16 protein-coding genes are annotated in these 15158 nt (G+C 68.8%); 10 read left to right on the plus strand and 6 right to left on the minus strand.

From position 1 onward, the window contains the following. Positions 1 to 150: 150 nt before the first annotated feature. The 3 genes from MT490_RS11410 to MT490_RS11420 all read right to left on the minus strand — a co-directional run bounded on the left by MT490_RS11410 (position 151) and on the right by MT490_RS11420 (position 2746). Positions 151 to 1584, minus strand: a complete 1434-nt coding sequence (locus tag MT490_RS11410) for a S41 family peptidase (RefSeq protein ID WP_297387458.1) — start codon at positions 1582 to 1584, stop codon at positions 151 to 153. 30 nt (positions 1585 to 1614) lie between these two features. Beyond that, entirely contained in the window at positions 1615 to 2307 is a 693-nt protein-coding gene (gene ung, locus MT490_RS11415) for a uracil-DNA glycosylase (protein WP_297387460.1), read from the minus strand. Positions 2308 to 2371: 64 nt separating this feature from the next. Beyond that, on the minus strand, positions 2372 to 2746 hold the full coding sequence (locus MT490_RS11420; RefSeq protein ID WP_297387463.1) for a hypothetical protein: 375 nt from the start codon (positions 2744 to 2746) through the stop codon (positions 2372 to 2374). A 195-nt stretch (positions 2747 to 2941) separates the two neighbouring features. On the opposite strand from MT490_RS11420, the gene MT490_RS11425 reads away from it, so the two are divergent. From MT490_RS11425 to MT490_RS11435, 3 genes are all read left to right on the plus strand, one after another. Continuing rightward, positions 2942 to 3289 (plus strand): GFA family protein, encoded by a 348-nt coding sequence (locus tag MT490_RS11425; protein ID WP_297387465.1) that lies wholly within the window; start codon positions 2942 to 2944, stop codon positions 3287 to 3289. A gap of 262 nt (positions 3290 to 3551) precedes the next feature. Beyond that, positions 3552 to 3923, plus strand: coding sequence for a tRNA-binding protein (locus MT490_RS11430; protein ID WP_297387468.1), 372 nt, complete (start codon positions 3552 to 3554; stop codon positions 3921 to 3923). An 89-nt stretch (positions 3924 to 4012) separates the two neighbouring features. Continuing rightward, complete coding sequence (locus tag MT490_RS11435; RefSeq protein WP_297387471.1) at positions 4013 to 4567, plus strand: carbohydrate binding domain-containing protein; 555 nt, start codon at positions 4013 to 4015, stop codon at positions 4565 to 4567. A gap of 6 nt (positions 4568 to 4573) precedes the next feature. Here the strand turns inward: MT490_RS11435 and ubiG are convergent, their stop codons facing one another. Further along, positions 4574 to 5305, minus strand: coding sequence for a bifunctional 2-polyprenyl-6-hydroxyphenol methylase/3-demethylubiquinol 3-O-methyltransferase UbiG (gene ubiG / locus MT490_RS11440; RefSeq protein WP_297387474.1), 732 nt, complete (start codon positions 5303 to 5305; stop codon positions 4574 to 4576). Between the two features lie 58 nt (positions 5306 to 5363). On the opposite strand from ubiG, the gene MT490_RS11445 reads away from it, so the two are divergent. The 3 genes from MT490_RS11445 to MT490_RS11455 all read left to right on the plus strand — a co-directional run bounded on the left by MT490_RS11445 (position 5364) and on the right by MT490_RS11455 (position 8562). Continuing rightward, positions 5364 to 6644 carry an aspartate kinase gene (locus MT490_RS11445; protein WP_297387477.1) on the plus strand — a complete coding sequence of 427 codons (1281 nt, stop codon included), beginning with the start codon at positions 5364 to 5366 and terminating at the stop codon, positions 6642 to 6644. Between the two features lie 115 nt (positions 6645 to 6759). Continuing rightward, positions 6760 to 7479, plus strand: coding sequence for a hypothetical protein (locus tag MT490_RS11450; RefSeq protein WP_297387480.1), 720 nt, complete (start codon positions 6760 to 6762; stop codon positions 7477 to 7479). Positions 7480 to 7530: 51 nt separating this feature from the next. Continuing rightward, positions 7531 to 8562: a nitronate monooxygenase gene (locus MT490_RS11455; protein WP_297387482.1), complete on the plus strand. Its 1032-nt coding sequence runs from the start codon at positions 7531 to 7533 to the stop codon at positions 8560 to 8562. A 51-nt stretch (positions 8563 to 8613) separates the two neighbouring features. Here MT490_RS11455 and MT490_RS11460 read toward each other — a convergent pair whose 3' ends face one another. Together MT490_RS11460 and MT490_RS11465 are read right to left on the minus strand one after the other, a co-directional pair. Further along, entirely contained in the window at positions 8614 to 9582 is a 969-nt protein-coding gene (locus MT490_RS11460; RefSeq protein ID WP_297387485.1) for a hypothetical protein, read from the minus strand. Then, positions 9582 to 9938 carry a helix-turn-helix transcriptional regulator gene (locus MT490_RS11465; RefSeq protein ID WP_297387488.1) on the minus strand — a complete coding sequence of 119 codons (357 nt, stop codon included), beginning with the start codon at positions 9936 to 9938 and terminating at the stop codon, positions 9582 to 9584. Before MT490_RS11465 ends, MT490_RS11460 begins: the two co-directional genes overlap by 1 nt. Positions 9939 to 10095: 157 nt before the next feature. On the opposite strand from MT490_RS11465, the gene MT490_RS11470 reads away from it, so the two are divergent. The 4 genes from MT490_RS11470 (at position 10096) to MT490_RS11485 (ending at position 15082) form a co-directional block, all read left to right on the plus strand. Next, complete coding sequence (locus MT490_RS11470; RefSeq protein ID WP_297387491.1) at positions 10096 to 10758, plus strand: hypothetical protein; 663 nt, start codon at positions 10096 to 10098, stop codon at positions 10756 to 10758. Between the two features lie 61 nt (positions 10759 to 10819). Next, positions 10820 to 13099, plus strand: a complete 2280-nt coding sequence (gene ptsP / locus MT490_RS11475) for a phosphoenolpyruvate--protein phosphotransferase (RefSeq protein ID WP_297387493.1) — start codon at positions 10820 to 10822, stop codon at positions 13097 to 13099. A 108-nt stretch (positions 13100 to 13207) separates the two neighbouring features. Next, the gene (locus MT490_RS11480; RefSeq protein ID WP_297387496.1) at positions 13208 to 14053 is read left to right on the plus strand and encodes a helix-turn-helix domain-containing protein; all 846 of its coding nucleotides are present in this window, start codon (positions 13208 to 13210) and stop codon (positions 14051 to 14053) included. Positions 14054 to 14146: 93 nt separating this feature from the next. Beyond that, positions 14147 to 15082 carry a hypothetical protein gene (locus MT490_RS11485; protein ID WP_297387499.1) on the plus strand — a complete coding sequence of 312 codons (936 nt, stop codon included), beginning with the start codon at positions 14147 to 14149 and terminating at the stop codon, positions 15080 to 15082. Positions 15083 to 15158 lie beyond the last annotated feature (76 nt).

Genomic DNA, 15158 nt, shown 5'->3' on the forward strand with positions numbered 1-15158 from the left:
GCAAGGGAGGGGCCGGGGGTGGGTAGCGGCGGACGAGGCTCGATGCCTCGGCCGTCGCTTCTGGCGGAGCCGGTAGTGAGTCTTTTTGAGCGCGCAGACGCGCGCACCCACCCCTAGCCCCTCCCTTGCAGGGAGGGGAAGGGAAGGAGGCTAAAACGCCCCCGGCACTTCCCGCTGCGCGGTGCTCGGGCGCTCGGGGACGAGCAGCTCGCGCGCGCCTTCGCGCAGCGCCAGCGTGCCCTGCCCGCCCGTGGCGATCGCAGTGCAGCTGCGCCCCGCCAGGAAGTCCAGCGCCGCCTTGGTCGAGGCCTCGCGCGGATCGCCGAGCGGATAGGCGATGTCGTCGCCGGCGCGGCAGCTGGCCTCCATCGTGCCGGCCAGCCCATCGAAATAATTGCCCTGCCGCGCGGCGTTCTGGACCGCGAAGGCGATCACCCGCAGCCGATCGTCGCAGGCCGCGCGGTCGACCGCGATCTGCCCCACCGGCTTGCCATAGGTGTTGGTGCCGATCAGCGCAGCATCGGCATGGAGCCAGGGGATGAAGGCGTTCATCACCAGCTCGCTCGCCGAGGCGGTACCGCCGGTGCCGATGAACGCGATCCGCGTCGGTGCGATCGACTCGGTCCGCGCCTGGAAATAGCGCGTCTGGTTCTCGGCCGCCTTTTCGGGCCGGTAGGTCATATAGTCGAGCACGTCGTTCGCCGATCGATTGGCGCCCATCAGGTCGCCCATCAGCCGCGCGGTCGAGACGAGGCCGCCGCCATTGTAGCGCAGGTCGACGATCACCTGGGTGACGCCCTCCGCCTTGAACTGCGCGAACGCCGATCGCAGCGCCGAATCGGCGGTGGAGATGAAGGTGCGCAGGTTGAGATAGCCGATCTTGCGCCCGCCATCGTCGATCAGCTTCACGCCGTAGCGCGAAGAGACCGGCGCCAGCGTGAAATCGGCCTTGGCCACCGTCACGTCGCGCGTGCCCGTCGCATCGGTCACGCGCAGCATCCGCGTCGTGCCGGCGGTCGACGGGCCGAGCGCGTCGGAGACCCCCGCGGCACCCTGGCTCGCCATGATCGCGCTCACCGTGCGCAGATTGGACGCGCTGGTGCCGATCGCGACGATCTCGGCGCCGCGGTCGATCCCGGCGTTCAGCGCGGGCGTGCCTTCGAACGATTCGATGACGAAGACCCGGCCGCCCGCCGAATCATAGCCGAGGCGGAAGCCGAACCCGGCGCTCGAGCCCGAGGCGTAATAGGCATTCTCCTCGGCGATCGAGGTGACATAGGTGAAATAGCGATCGCGCCGCTGCGCCCGCGCGGTGGCGGTGAGCGCGTCGACATAGTCGCCCAGGGTCGCATAAGGCGACGGATCCAGGCTCGCGGGCAGCGTCTCCGGGAAGAGATACCATTCGCGCAATTGCGTCGCCGCCCAATCCTGCCGTTCGCGCAGCGAGCAGCCGGTGGCAACGGAAGGCGTCGGCGTCACCGTGACGGCGGGCGGCGTGACCACAGAGCCGCCGCCACCCCCTCCGCCGCCGCAGCCCGACAGGATCAGCGCCAGGCTCACGAACGTCGCGACGGGCTTACGCATGCACACTCTCTCCCCCTTCAGCCTTCCCGGTTATCCGGGGAGCGCCCAGTCGATCGGCTTCTGCCCGCGGCTCGCCAGGAACGCATTGGCCTTGGAGAAATGCCGGCAGCCGAAAAAGCCCGAATGCGCCGAGAGCGGCGACGGGTGCGGCGCCTTCAGCACCAGATGGCGGCCGCCTCTGTCGATCGAATCGACGAACGCCGCCTTCTTCTGCGCATGGCTGCCCCAGAGCAGGAACACCACCGGCTCCGCCTTCGCATTGACCAGCCGGATCACTGCGTCGGTGAAGCGCTCCCAGCCGCGCCCCTGGTGCGAGGCGGCCATGCCCATCTGGACGGTGAGCACGGCGTTGAGCAGCAGCACCCCCTGCTCAGCCCAATGCTCGAGAAAGCCGTGGCGCGCGCGCGGGATGCCGAGGTCCGTCTCCATCTCCTTGTAGATGTTGACGAGGCTCGGCGGCGTCCGCGTGCCCGGCCGCACCGAGAAGCAAAGGCCGTGCGCCTGCCCCTCGCCATGATAGGGATCCTGGCCGAGGATGACGACGCGGACCTGCTCCAGCGGCGTCAGGTCGAGCGCGCGGAACCATTCGCTGCCCGCAGGAAAGATGCGCTTGCCCGCCGCCTTCTCGGCGACGAGGAACGCCTTGAGCGTTTCCATGTACGGGCTCGCGAATTCCGCCTTGAGCGGTTCGAGCCAACTCGGATGCAGCTTGACGTCCCCCATGGCCGGGAAATGCCGGACGTGGCGGGCCCGCGTCAACCGCTAGTGACGGACCGCAGAACGGAGCTCAGCGGCGGCGTACATCGAGAGCGGGCGCCGGCGGGAGTGGCCCGCGGACCACGTCGTAGGCGCGACAGATGTCCGGCGTGCAGGCAGCAGCAGCCTCAATCTCCCCAGCGAGGCGCTGCTGCTCGGCACAAGCCATCCCGGTCGTATCGATGACCATTTCAGGGCGCGGCGAGATACGGGCTGCGTTGCGGAGATATTGGCGCAGAATCTCATTCGAGATCGGCACATGGTTCCACGTCAAGCCGCCCCGATCCATGCTGAGAATATTACGGATGCCGGTCGAGGACGGCTGCGTTGCCCACCCCGCTCCGAGCGGACAGGGAGCGTTGTCCGCGACTGCTGGCGTGAGGAGCAGTGCGAGAAGCGGCAACATCCTATAGTCCCCCCAAAGGCAGCGTCACCCGCGCTGGATGATGGTCCGCAATGATCAGCGGCACAAGCGGGATCGACGGCAATGTTGCAGCGTTGCAGGCGCGCCCGGCCATTACGCCGGTGTGGAGCCCAAGGAGCCGAGCAGATCGCGAAGGCTGGTTGCGAATTGGGTTCGGCTGGACAGGAGAGATGCGCGATGCCGTTCACCGGGAGCTGCCATTGCGGCGCGATTCGCTACACGGTCGACGAGGAGCCGCCGGCCAGGGCGCTGGCGTGCAACTGCTCGATCTGCCGGCGCAAGGCGCCGCTTCACCATTTCACCACGCCCGACAAGTTCACGCTGCACACGCCGCGCGAGGGAATCGCGACCTACGAGTTCAACCACCACGTCATCCACCATCACTTCTGCGCGACTTGCGGGATCGCGCCCTTCGCCGAGGGCGAGGGACCGCAGGGGCCGATGGTCGAGATCAACCTGCGCTGTGCCGAGGGCATCGACCTCGATGCGCTCCAGATCGACCATTATGACGGGGCCAGCCGCTGAGCCCGTATCCACATTCAGGCGAGCGAGGACTTTCAATCCTCCCCCGCCAGGGGGAGGTGGCATGCGAAGCATGGCGGAGGGGGAGGAAGCACGACGGCCAGCGGGTCGCCCACCTCCCCCTCCGTCGCCTTCGGCGACACCTCCCCCTGGCGGGGGAGGATTTGAATGTCGATGCGACCTAGCCCTGACGGAAACGAGCCCATGGCGGGCCGGCTTGCTGTGGCCTTGGCGGAGGCGGGTTCGGCGCGATAAGGCGCCCGCCATGCACGTCACCCACGATCCCGCCGCCGCGTCCGCCGAGATGATCGGCTTCGACCAGTTCCTTAGCGTCGACATCCGCGTCGGCACGATCGTCGAGGCGCTGCCCTTCCCCGAGGCGCGCAAGCCGGCCTACAAACTGCTCATCGATTTCGGGCCGGCGATCGGCCGGAAACGCTCCTCGGCGCAGATCACCGAGCATTATACGCTCGAGGAGCTGTCGGGCATGCAGGTGGCAGCGGTGGTCAATTTCCCGCCGCGCCAGATCGGGCCGGTGATGTCCGAGGTGCTGACGCTCGGCTTCCCCGATGCCGCGGGCAAGGTGGTGCTGGTGCGGCCGAGCGCGGATGTCCCGAACGGGGGCAGGCTCTTCTGAGCCCCGGTTAGCGCTATCACTTCGCCGTTGACGGCGGCGCGGCACGGCATAATCTCCTCCGGACAAGATAAGGTTCAGGAGGGGGAAGCATGAACTTGCGGATCGCACTCGCGCTCGGGATCGCCATGCCCGCGCTGATCGCAATGCCCGGCATCGCGCAGGACGCCAAGTCGAGCGAGGACGCGCTGGCGGAGAAGGTCGCCAACAACACCAATCCCGCCAGCTTCCAGGTCTACGGCATGACGCCCGCGCCCAAGGTGATCAAGGACGGCAACGTCCAGGGCGGACACGCCCTTCGCCTTCCGGTGACCGGTGGCGGCGATCCGTGGAGCGTCGGCGTCAACGTGCCGCTGATCAAGCCGGTCAAGGCGGGCGACAAATTGGTCATCGCCTTCTACGCCCGGCTGAGCAAAGGCGACGCGCCGACCGCGAAGGTCAACGCACAGCTCCAGCTCTCCGCCGCGCCCTATACCGCGGTGTTCAGCAAGCCTTTCGACGTGACGCCCGAGTGGAAGCTCCACCAGTTCGCCGGCCGAGCGGACAAGGACTATGCCGCCGGCGCTATCGGTGCGGCCTTCCACGTCAACACGGGCAAGCATGTGCTCGACGTGGGGCCGGTGGCGGTGCTCAACATGGGGCAATAGGCCGAGTCAGGCGCGCCGAGCTGTGACCAGATAATCGAGGCTGGTATCGTCGCTCAGCACGAAGCCGCGCGCGGGCGAGAAGCCCAGCCCGCGCAGGTCGCCGACGTGCAGGCCGGCGCCCTCGAGCAGGGCGGTCAGCTCGTCGGGTGTGAGGAACTGGCTCCAGTCGTGCGTGCCCTTCGGGATCGCGCCGCTGCCTTCGCCGAACGTGATCATCGCGAGGCGCGACAGCGCGGTGCGATTGGGCGTGGAGAGGATCATCAGCCCGCCGGGCGCGAGCGCGTCGGCGAGGCCGGCGACGAAGGCCGCGGGGTTCGCGACATGCTCGATCACTTCCATCGAAGTGACGAGGTCGAAGCGGCGGCCCGGCAGGTCCTCGATCCCCCCCGCGACATATTCCACGTCGAGGCCCATCGCGGCGGCGTGCGCGCGGGCGGCGCCGATATTCTCGGGCGCGGCGTCGAGCCCCGTGACCCGCGCGCCCATCCGCGCGAGCGGCTCGGCGAGCAGCCCGGCGCCGCAGCCGACGTCGAGCGCGGTCTTCCCCGCGAGCGGCGCGAACGACATGCCGTCGCCGTCCCAGTGCGCGTCGATCACTTCGCGGACATAAGCGAGCCGCGCGGGATTCAGGCGGTGGAGCATCGCCGACGAACCGCGCGGATTCCACCAGTCGGCGGCGAGCCTGCCGAAATGCTCAGCTTCACTCGGGTCAATAGTTGCTTTGGTTGCGTTCGCCATGGCCCGCTCCTATCAGGCCGCCTCATCCTACCCAAGGCCCGGAAAACAAGCACCCGACATGGCACGCATCGTGATGAAGTTCGGCGGCACCTCGATGGCCGGCATCGAGCGCATCCGCAATGTGGCCGCGCGCGTCAAACGCGAGTGGGAGGCCGGCAACCAGGTCGCCGTGGTGGTCTCCGCGATGGCGGGCGAGACCGACCGGCTGGTCGGCTTCTGCCGCGAGGCGAGCTCGCTCTACGATCCGCGCGAATATGACGTGGTCGTCTCGAGCGGCGAGCAGATCACCAGCGGGCTGCTCGCGATGACGCTCCAGGCGATCGGCGTGCCGGCGCGCTCGTGGCTGGGATCGCAGGTCGCGATCTGGACCGACGCCGCGCACGCCAAGGCGCGCATCAAGTCGATCGATTCGCGCGGGCTGGAAGAGGGCTGGGCGCGCGGCGAAGTGGCGGTGATCCCCGGCTTCCAGGGCGTGACGAACGATGAGACCGGCCGCGTCACCACGCTCGGCCGCGGCGGATCGGACACCAGCGCGGTGGCGGTGGCGGCGGCGATCAAGGCCGATCGCTGCGACATCTACACCGACGTGGACGGCGTCTACACCACCGATCCGCGCATCGTGCCGAGGGCGCGCAAGCTCAAGAAGGTCACGTACGAGGAAATGCTGGAGCTCGCCAGCGTCGGGGCCAAGGTGCTTCAGACGCGCTCGGTGGGCCTGGCGATGAAGGAACAGGTCCGCGTCCAGGTGCTTTCGTCGTTCACCGGCGAGAATGCGCCGATGGCGGACACATTGCCCGGAACGATGATCGTGGGCGAAGAGGAGATTCAGGACGTGGAAAGCCAGCTCATCACCGGCATTGCGCACGACAAGAACGAAGCCAAGATCACGCTGACCGCGGTGCCGGACAAGCCCGGCGCCGTCGCTTCGATCTTCACCCCGCTCGCCGACGCGAACATCAACGTCGACATGATCATCCAGAATATCGCGCACCAGAGCGCGGGGTCCGCGAGCGCGACCGACGTGACCTTCACCGTGCCCGCCGCCGACCTCGCCCGTTCGATCGAGGCGCTCAACCAGTCCAAGGCGGACATCGGTTTCGCCGAGCTGCTCCAGGACACGCGCGTCGCCAAGATCTCGGTGGTCGGCGTGGGCATGCGCAGCCATGCCGGCGTCGCCGCGACGATGTTCAAGACTTTGGGCGCGCGCGGGATCAACATCCAGGCGATCACGACCAGCGAGATCAAGGTCTCGGTGCTGATCGACGAGGACGAGACCGAGCTGGCGGTGCGCGTGCTCCACACCGCCTACGGCCTCGACGCGGAAGACACCGCGGCCTGACATCTTTCCGCCGCCTTCGGGCGGCATCGCTCGCCTCGCCTTGTCCGTAGCCGAGTCCATCGAAACGCGCCCGAGCGCCACCCGCCGGCTGCGCGCATCGCTCAGGCAGCGCGGCATGGCATTCGCGCTCGCGCTCTTCGTCGAGCTGCTGGTGGCGCTGCTGCTGTGGTTCCTCGCGCCGACCATTCCCGGCAAGGACAAGGGCGATGTGCCGACCGTCTTCGGCATCGAGGGCCCGTCCGGCGAGCGCGAAGCGGCGGATCGGAAGGAAGAGAAGGCGCAGGAGCGCAAGGCGGCGAGCGGCAAGCCCAAGCCGGCCCCGCCGAAACCGGTCGAGCCGCCGCCCCAGGCGCCCGAGCCGCCGGTGGTCGAGCTGCCCCCCGGGTTCGTCCGCATGACGCGCTCCGAATACCGGGCCGCCGACATCGCCGGAAAAGGCTCCGCGCCACGCGCCGCGCCGGAAGGCGAGGCGGCCGCGTCGGCCGAATCGGGCAGCCGGCCCGGCGACAGCCAAGTCGTCGGCAAGGCGCCCAATGGCGAGCCGCTCTACGCCGCCGAATGGTATCGACGGCCACGGGACGCCGAGCTCTCGCCCTATATCTCGAGCCGCGCGCGCGGCCCGGGCTGGGGGCTGATCGCCTGCCGGACGGTGACCGACCACCGCGTCGAGGATTGCCAGGAGCTGGGCGAGGGTCCGCGCGGATCGGGCTATGCCGGTGCGGTCCGCCAGGCCGCGTGGCAGTTCCGCGTGCGCGCGCCGCGCGTCGGCGGCAAGGAGCTGATCGGCACCTGGGTGAGCATCCGCATCACCTATGGCAATGTGAAGGACGAGTGAGCGGCGTTCCGGCTTGCCCCGATACCGCCGACGCGGCTAGGCCCTGCCGCCATGACCACAAATAGCACGATCGGCGCCGAGCGCCTGGCCCGCCGCATGACGCGCGGATGCGAATTCCTGGGCAGCGAAGTCGCGATCATGTGCGGCGCGATGTCGTGGGTGAGCGAGCGCAACCTCGTCGCGGCGATGTCCAACGCGGGCGGCTTCGGGTTGATCGCCTGCGGGGCGATGACCCCCGAATTGCTCGACAAGGAGATCGCCGGCACCAAGGCGCTGACGACCAGGCCCTTCGGCGTCAACCTGATCACGATGCACCCGCAGCTGCTCGAGCTGATCGCGGTGTGCAAGAAGCACAATATCACGCATGTCGTGCTCGCGGGCGGCCTGCCGCCTGCGGGAAGCCTCGACGCGATCAAGGAATTCGGCGCGAAGCTGATCTGCTTCGCGCCCGCGCTGAGCCTTGCCAAGAAGCTGATCCGCTCGGGCGTCGACGCATTGGTGGTCGAGGGCATGGAAGCGGGCGGGCATATCGGCCCGGTCTCGACCAGCGTGCTCGCGCAGGAGATCCTGCCCGAGGTCGCCGCCCAGGTCCCGGTGTTCGTCGCCGGGGGGATCGGCCGTGGCGAGGCGATCGCGGGCTATCTCGACATGGGCGCGGCGGGCGTCCAGCTCGGCACGCGCTTCGTCTGCGCGACCGAGAGCATCGCGCACGCCAACTTCAAGAAGGCGTTCATCCGGGCCTCGGCGCGCGATGCCGTCGCCAGCGTCCAGATCGATCCGCGGCTGCCGGTGATCCCCGTCCGCGCGCTCAAGAATGCCGGCGGCGAGCTGTTCACCGCCAAGCAGCGCGAAGTCGCCCAGTTGCTCGACGACGGCAAGGTCGAGATGATGGAGGCCCAGCTCCAGATCGAACATTATTGGGCGGGCGCGCTGCGCCGCGCGGTGATCGACGGCGATATCGAGCACGGCTCGGTGATGGCGGGCCAGTCGGTCGGCATGGTCACCCGCGAAGAGCCCGTCGCCGAGATCATCGCGACGCTGATGGCCGAGGCCGCGCACGCGCTGGAGAAGCGCGCGGCGTAAAAGGGTTTACTTCCGTCATCCCCGCCTGCGCGGGGATGACGCTTGAAGGGGTTAGGCTGCGAAGGAAACTTCACGGCCCCCGCGGGCGAGCTTCCACAGCTCGCCCAGCGCCTGCAGCGCCATGATCACCGCCAGGACGATCAAAGTGATGCGGATCGACAGGTCCAGGCTCTCGCTCAGCCGCGCGACGTCGGCCGAGCCGGTTCCGATCGCCACGACCGTCACCCAGGCGCCCGCCTGGTAGAGCCCCGCGACGAGGGCGATCGCCGCGACGGAGATCGCGATCGCCAGCACCGCATTGGTCCGGCGCAGGTGCGGCAGCAGCCATTTGGCGAGATTGGCGACGAACTGCGCCGTGGCGAGCAGCAGGATCGGCAGATAATAGTCCTCCCAAACCGGCGCGGGCTCGATGCGGAAGGTGTCGCTCGCCGCGACCACGGGCAAGTGGATCACGCCGGTCCACCAGAGCAGGAAGGCGAGCCCCATCCCGACTTCGAACGCGGCTTCCCATTGCCCCTTGCGCCGGGCGAGCGGCACGGGAAGATGCTCGGGGGTCCAGCGATAGAGCTGGTCGACCGGGCCGCCATAGCGCTCGAACAGCGCGAAGCCGAGCGTAACCACCGCCACCGCGGTAAGGAAGAAGTCCCAGAGATTGCCGGTGATCCGTGCGAACATCCGCACCAGATCGCCGTCGCCGAGCGCCGCCGAGATCGCGCCGACCGCGACCAGCGAGATCGCGCCGATGGAGAGCACCACACGCAACGCGAAGAGATAGAAGGGGAAGATCTCGGGCCCGATCAGATATTGCTGGGGGCGGTAGCGCGCCGCGATCACCAGCGGATGGCCGAACTCGCGGAGCAACGCGGTCAGCTCGTCGCGCCCCAGCGGCCGCCCGAGCGCGTCTTCCCGCGCTTCCTGCCGCGTCGCGAGCTCGTCGTGGAGCTCGGCGATGATGTCGTCGGCCTTGTCCGCCGGCAGGTTCTGCCGGACCGACGCGAGATAGCGTTCGATGAGGTCCATCACTTGTCCTTTCCGGTAAGCCGCAGGATCGATTCCGAGATCGCGTTCCATTCGCCGAGCAGCCGGGCGAGGATCTCGAGCCCGTCGGGGGAGAGCCGGTAGAAGCGCTTGTTGCGCTTCGCTTCCTCGCGCCATTCGCTGGTGAGCAGCCCCTGCGCCTCGAGCCGGCGCAGCAGCGGATAGAGCGCGCCTTCGTCGATCGGCAGCCCCGCTTCCTCGAGGCTGGTGCGCAACGTGTAGCCGTAGCGCTCCTCGCGCAGCGCCCCGAGCACCGCCAGCACCAGCGAGCCGCGCCGGAGCTCGACGCGCAGCTTTTCGAACAGGTCTTCCTCAATGGGCACTGCCGTGTCTCGCATGGTATGTGTTACACACTGTATATCGCATAGTATGTATATCTGCAACATCCGGAATGTTGCGTATCGGAATTCCGCTAAACCCCTGATTTCCCCGCGCTCTCTATAATGGAATCACGGGTCGGGCACGTGATCCCCACGCCGATCCGGGGGGTGGATTATGAAGCGATTCGCACGATTCCTCTCGTCCTTCGCCGCAGCGACCTTGTTCGCGACGCCGGCCTGCGCCCAGATCTGGAATGCGGCCCCGACGCCGCCCGCGGGCGCGGCCCCGAACCAGCTGATCCCGGGACGCGACGCCGAGGGCAATTACGTTACGCCGAACCAGCGGCTGAGCCGCGACGAGACCAGCTGGCACGTCCGCGCCGCGCTCAACGTCGCCGCGCTCGGCTGCCGCGACGCCGCCGAGTTGGAGACGGTCGCCGCGTATAACCGCCTGCTCCGCCAGCAGCGCGCGACGCTCGCCGCCGCCGATGCCGGCGTGAAGAGCCAGTATCGCGCGCGCCACGGCGCCGAATGGGAAAGCGCGCACGACCGCCAGATGACGCGCGTCTACAATTTCTTCGCGCAGCCGACCGCGCATGACGGCTTCTGCATGGCCGCGCGCGACGTGCTCGCCCGCACCGATGCCGTGCTGCCCGGCCAGTTCGCCGATTTCGCCGCCGAGGTGCTGCCGCAGCTCGAGGCACCCTTCACCGATTTCTATCGCGAATATGACGCCTATCGCGTCGCTTATGCCGAGTGGCGCATGGGCGGCCGGCCTTCGGTCGCCCTGGCCGTGGCGGACACCAGCCCGCCGGGCCCAGACGCCCTGTTTCCCTAAGGTTCGTCCTTTGTCTCGCGGGACAATGGCGTAGGCCCCCGCAATCTGTTAGCGCGGGGGCATGGCCCTCACTGCCGCCGCTTCCGCCCGCGAGATCCTCACCCGCCTCCACGACGTGATGGCGAAACGGCTGCCTGCGCAGTCGAAGCTCAACTCGGTGGCGGAGATCATCGGCACCACGCTCGATAGCGAGGTCTGCTCGATCTACCTGCTGCGCGAGGGCGTGCTCGAATTGTTCGCGACCCGCGGGCTCGACCAGGAGGCCGTCCACGTCACCAAGCTCGCGCTCGGCGAGGGCCTGGTCGGCACCATCGCCGCCAATGTCGAGACGCTCAACCTCGACGAGGCGGCGGCGCATCCCGATTTCGCCTATCGCCCCGAGACGGGCGAGGACCGCTTCCACAGCTTCGCTGGCGTGCCGATCATCCGTCGCGAGCGCGCGGTGGGCGTGCTCGCGGTCCAGCATGTCGAACCGCGCCGCTACGCCGATGTCGAGATCGAGGCGCTGCAGACGGTGGCGATGGTGCTCTCCGAGCTGATCGCCAATGCCGACCTGATCGACACCGCGGCCGGGGTCGGCACCGACCGGCCGCAATCGACCGGGGCGACCCACGCCAAGGGGTTCAAGCTGGTCGAGGGGATGGCGGCGGGCGTCGCGGTGTTCCACCAGCCGCGCATCACGATCGAGCACACGGTCGCCGAGGACATCGAAGTCGAGCGCCACCGCGTCTATGCCGCGTTCGACAAGATGCGCGACCAGATCGAGCGCATGGCCAGCCAGGCCGAGTTCGGCGGCGGCGGCGAGCATGACGAGGTCCTCGCGACCTACAAGATGTTCGCCTATGACGAAGGCTGGAGCCGCCGGATCAACGAGGCGATCGATTCCGGCCTCACCGCCGAGGCCGCGATCGAGCGCGTCCAGCAGCGCACCCGGATGCGGATGCGCGAGATCGACGATCCGCTGTTGCGCGACCGGATGCACGACCTGGAGGACCTCTCCAACCGGCTGCTCCGCATCGTCTCGGGCCAATTGGGCACCGCCGCGCAGATGGGCCTGCGGAACGATTCGATCCTGATCGCGCGCAATCTGGGTCCTGCCGAACTGCTCGAATATGACCGCCGCCGCCTGAAGGGCGTGGTGCTCGAGGAAGGCTCGCTCACCGCGCACGTCACCATCGTCGCGCGCGCGATGGGCGTGCCCGTGCTCGGCCGCGTCCGCGACGTGCGGCGGCTGATCGCCGAGGGCGACATGCTGCTCCTCGACACCGCCGAGGAGAGCCTGTTCGTCCGCCCGAGCACGGCGATGCAGGAGGCGTTCGAGGCGAAGCTCGCGCTCAGCCAGAAGCGCCGCGCCGCCTTCGCCCAGTTGCGCGGCGAGCTGCCGGTGACCGGCGACGGGCATCGCATCACCGTGATGGTCAATGCCGGCCTGCGCGACGATCTCGCCGCTCTGGACCTGACCGGCGCCGACGGGATCGGGCTGTTCCGCACCGAGTTCCAGTTCCTCGTATCGGCGACCCTGCCCCAGCGCGAGGCGCAGAAGCGGCTGTACAAGGACGTGCTCGAGGCCGCGGGCGAGCGTCCGGTGGTGTTCCGCACCGTCGATATCGGCGGCGACAAGGCGCTTCCCTATCTCAACCATGACGAGGACGGGGACGAGGAGAACCCGGCGATGGGCTGGCGCGCGCTGCGGCTCGCGCTCGACCGCGACGGCCTGATGAAGGCCCAGGCGCGCGCGCTGATCGAGGCCGGCGCGGGCCGCACGCTCAACATCATGTTCCCGATGGTCTCCGAGCCCTGGGAGTTCGACGCGGCGCGCGACCTGTTCGAAGCGCAGCGCGCCTGGCTCGCCGCGCGCGGGCGCAAGATGCCGACCGAGATCCGCTACGGCGCGATGCTCGAGGTGCCGGCGCTCGCCGAAGTGCTCGACATATTGCTGCCCAGGATCGACTTCCTGTCGATCGGCACCAACGACCTCACCCAGTTCCTGTTCGCCGCCGATCGCGCGCATCCCAAGCTGGCGCTGCGTTACGATTGGCTGAGCCCGTCGATCCTGCGCTTCCTCAAGCGCGTGGTCGACCAGGCGCATGCCGCGGAGGTGCCGGTGGCGGTGTGCGGCGAGATGGGCGGGCGCCCGCTCGAAGCCATGGCGCTGATCGGGCTCGGGATCGACCGGCTCTCGATCACCCCGGCGGCGGTGGGGCCGATCAAGGCGATGGTCCGCTCGCTCGATCGCGGCGCGCTGATCGGCGCGATGGGACCATGGCTCGCCGACCCCCGCACGCCGCTGCGCGACATGCTCGCCGCCTGGGCGACTGAGCATTCGGTCGAACTGGCCTGATCTTTCGCCCGATTTGCTAGCGGCAGCGTTGACAGGGCCTGTCGCCTGAGGGACACCCGCGCAAAGGCGGGAGCGAACCGGGCCGCAACCCTTCCGCCGGAGGCTAGAATGGAAGGCGACAACGCCGAGAATCCGACGCTTTTCCCCGCCACCGTGGGCGAGAAGCTGCGTGCGGCACGCGAGGCGCAGAAGCTCGAACTGAGCGAGATCGCCAGCCGGACCCGCATCCCGCTGCGGCATCTCGAGGCGATCGAGCAGTCGAACTTCGCCAGCCTGCCCTCGGTCACCTATGCCATGGGCTTCGCCAAGTCCTATGCGCGGGCGGTCGGCGCGGACGAAGTCGCGATCGCACGCGAGCTGCGCGTGGAACTGGGCGACCGTCCGGAACGCCCCCCGCCGCCGCCTTCCTATGATTTCGACGAGCGTTCGCGCGTGCCCTCGCGCGGGATCGCGCTGGCGGGTGCCATCGTCGCGGTCCTCGTGTTGATCGGCGTCGGCCTCTGGTACGGCACCAACCTGTTCCGCGGCGGCGCGCCCGCATTCGACAGCGCACCTCCCGTGGAGAATGTCGCGACGGTCGATACCGGCAATGCCGCCGAACCCGCGCCCGCACCGGTGAGCGGCGGCCAGGTCACCCTGGTGGCGCTCGACACCGTCTGGCTGCGCGTGACCGACGCGAGCGGCAACCGGCTGTTCGAGAAGGAAATGGCGACGGGCGAGCGCTATGACGTGCCGCAGGACGCCGATCGCCCGCGCGTCCGCACCGGACGGCCCGATCGCATCCAGGTGCTGCTCAACGGCTCGAACGTCCCGCCGCTCGGCACCGGCGTCGAGACGGTCGAGGCCGAGGTGAGCGCCGCCGCGCTGCAGGCGCGTGGTCAATCCGGCGCGTCTCCGACGCCGCCTGCCGCAGCCGGGGAAGCGCCGGCTGGCAACTCGGTGGCGATACCTTAAGGCTGGCGACAGGCGCGGCGTGTCAGCTATACGAGATGCGCGTATCAATTCCCGAAATCCTGCACCGGGGGGTGTGACGAAATGCGTTATTGGATGGCCGCGGCAGCTCTGACGGCCCTTGTCGCCGGAACGGGCGTCGCCCACGCTCAGTCGACCGCGGTCGAAGGCCGCGTCGACCGGCTCGAGCGCGAGATGCGCGCGGTGCAGCGCAAGGTCTTCCCCGGCGGCGCCGGCCAGACGATCGAGCCGCAGATCGTGCCCGAGACCAGCATCGAGGCGCCCGGCACCCCAGCGGGAACGCCGCTCGCCGATCTCACCCAGCGCGTCGCCGCGCTCGAGAGCCAGGTGCAGACGCTCACCGGCCAGGTCGAGCAGGACGGCTATCGCCTGAAGCAGCTCGAGGACGGGTTCGCCGCCTATAAGCGCGCAACCGACGCGCGGCTGAAGGCGCTGGAGGACGCGTCGACCAATGTCGGCGCCTCGAACGGCGGCGATCCGGTGATCGCGCCGGTCGATCTCGGCGAGGCGCCCGCGCGCCCGACCCGGCCCACGCGCCCGGCCGCCGAGGAGAAGCCCGCCAAGCCCACCGGCACCCGCGCACAACAGGTCGCCGCGATCGAGAAGCCCAATGGCGGTGATCCGGCCGAGGACGGCTATCTCTATGGCTTCCGGCTGTGGTCGGCGAAGCTCTATCCCGAGGCGCGCCGCGAGCTCGAGGCGGTCGCCACCAAATATCCGCAGCATCGCCGCGCCAGCTACGCGCAGAACCTGCTCGGCCGCGCCTATCTTGACGGCGGCGCGCCGAGTCTCGCCGCGGTCGCCTTCTACGAGAATTACAAGAAGAACCCGAACGGCGAGCGCGCGCCCGACAGCCTCTATTACCTCGCCCAGGCGCTCACCAAGCTGAAGAAGCCGGCGAGCGAAGTGTGCAAGGTCTATACCGAGCTCGACCAGCTCTATGGGGAGCGGCTGTCGGCGGAGATGAAGGCCGGCGTGGCCGAGGGACGTGTCGCGCAGAAGTGCAAATGAGCTTGTGACGCTCGCCCCGGCAGCGGTCGAGCGTTTCCGCCGTGACGTGATGGCCCTCTATTCCTCCCCCGGAGGG

Source organism: Sphingomonas sp. (assembly GCF_026460985.1).
Lineage (GTDB): Bacteria > Pseudomonadota > Alphaproteobacteria > Sphingomonadales > Sphingomonadaceae > Sphingomonas.

Excerpts from the sequence above, each read along its gene's own strand:
- MT490_RS11410 (WP_297387458.1), bottom strand. The coding sequence starts at position 1,584 with ATGCGTAAGCCCGTCGCGACGTTCGTGAGCCTGGCGCTGATCCTGTCG.
- ung (WP_297387460.1), bottom strand. The coding sequence starts at position 2,307 with ATGGGGGACGTCAAGCTGCATCCGAGTTGGCTCGAACCGCTCAAGGCG.
- MT490_RS11420 (WP_297387463.1), bottom strand. The coding sequence starts at position 2,746 with ATGTTGCCGCTTCTCGCACTGCTCCTCACGCCAGCAGTCGCGGACAAC.
- MT490_RS11425 (WP_297387465.1), top strand. The coding sequence starts at position 2,942 with ATGCCGTTCACCGGGAGCTGCCATTGCGGCGCGATTCGCTACACGGTC.
- MT490_RS11430 (WP_297387468.1), top strand. The coding sequence starts at position 3,552 with ATGCACGTCACCCACGATCCCGCCGCCGCGTCCGCCGAGATGATCGGC.
- MT490_RS11435 (WP_297387471.1), top strand. The coding sequence starts at position 4,013 with ATGAACTTGCGGATCGCACTCGCGCTCGGGATCGCCATGCCCGCGCTG.
- ubiG (WP_297387474.1), bottom strand. The coding sequence starts at position 5,305 with ATGGCGAACGCAACCAAAGCAACTATTGACCCGAGTGAAGCTGAGCAT.
- MT490_RS11445 (WP_297387477.1), top strand. The coding sequence starts at position 5,364 with ATGGCACGCATCGTGATGAAGTTCGGCGGCACCTCGATGGCCGGCATC.
- MT490_RS11450 (WP_297387480.1), top strand. The coding sequence starts at position 6,760 with ATGGCATTCGCGCTCGCGCTCTTCGTCGAGCTGCTGGTGGCGCTGCTG.
- MT490_RS11455 (WP_297387482.1), top strand. The coding sequence starts at position 7,531 with ATGACCACAAATAGCACGATCGGCGCCGAGCGCCTGGCCCGCCGCATG.
- MT490_RS11460 (WP_297387485.1), bottom strand. The coding sequence starts at position 9,582 with ATGGACCTCATCGAACGCTATCTCGCGTCGGTCCGGCAGAACCTGCCG.
- MT490_RS11465 (WP_297387488.1), bottom strand. The coding sequence starts at position 9,938 with ATGCGAGACACGGCAGTGCCCATTGAGGAAGACCTGTTCGAAAAGCTG.
- MT490_RS11470 (WP_297387491.1), top strand. The coding sequence starts at position 10,096 with ATGAAGCGATTCGCACGATTCCTCTCGTCCTTCGCCGCAGCGACCTTG.
- ptsP (WP_297387493.1), top strand. The coding sequence starts at position 10,820 with ATGGCCCTCACTGCCGCCGCTTCCGCCCGCGAGATCCTCACCCGCCTC.
- MT490_RS11480 (WP_297387496.1), top strand. The coding sequence starts at position 13,208 with ATGGAAGGCGACAACGCCGAGAATCCGACGCTTTTCCCCGCCACCGTG.
- MT490_RS11485 (WP_297387499.1), top strand. The coding sequence starts at position 14,147 with ATGGCCGCGGCAGCTCTGACGGCCCTTGTCGCCGGAACGGGCGTCGCC.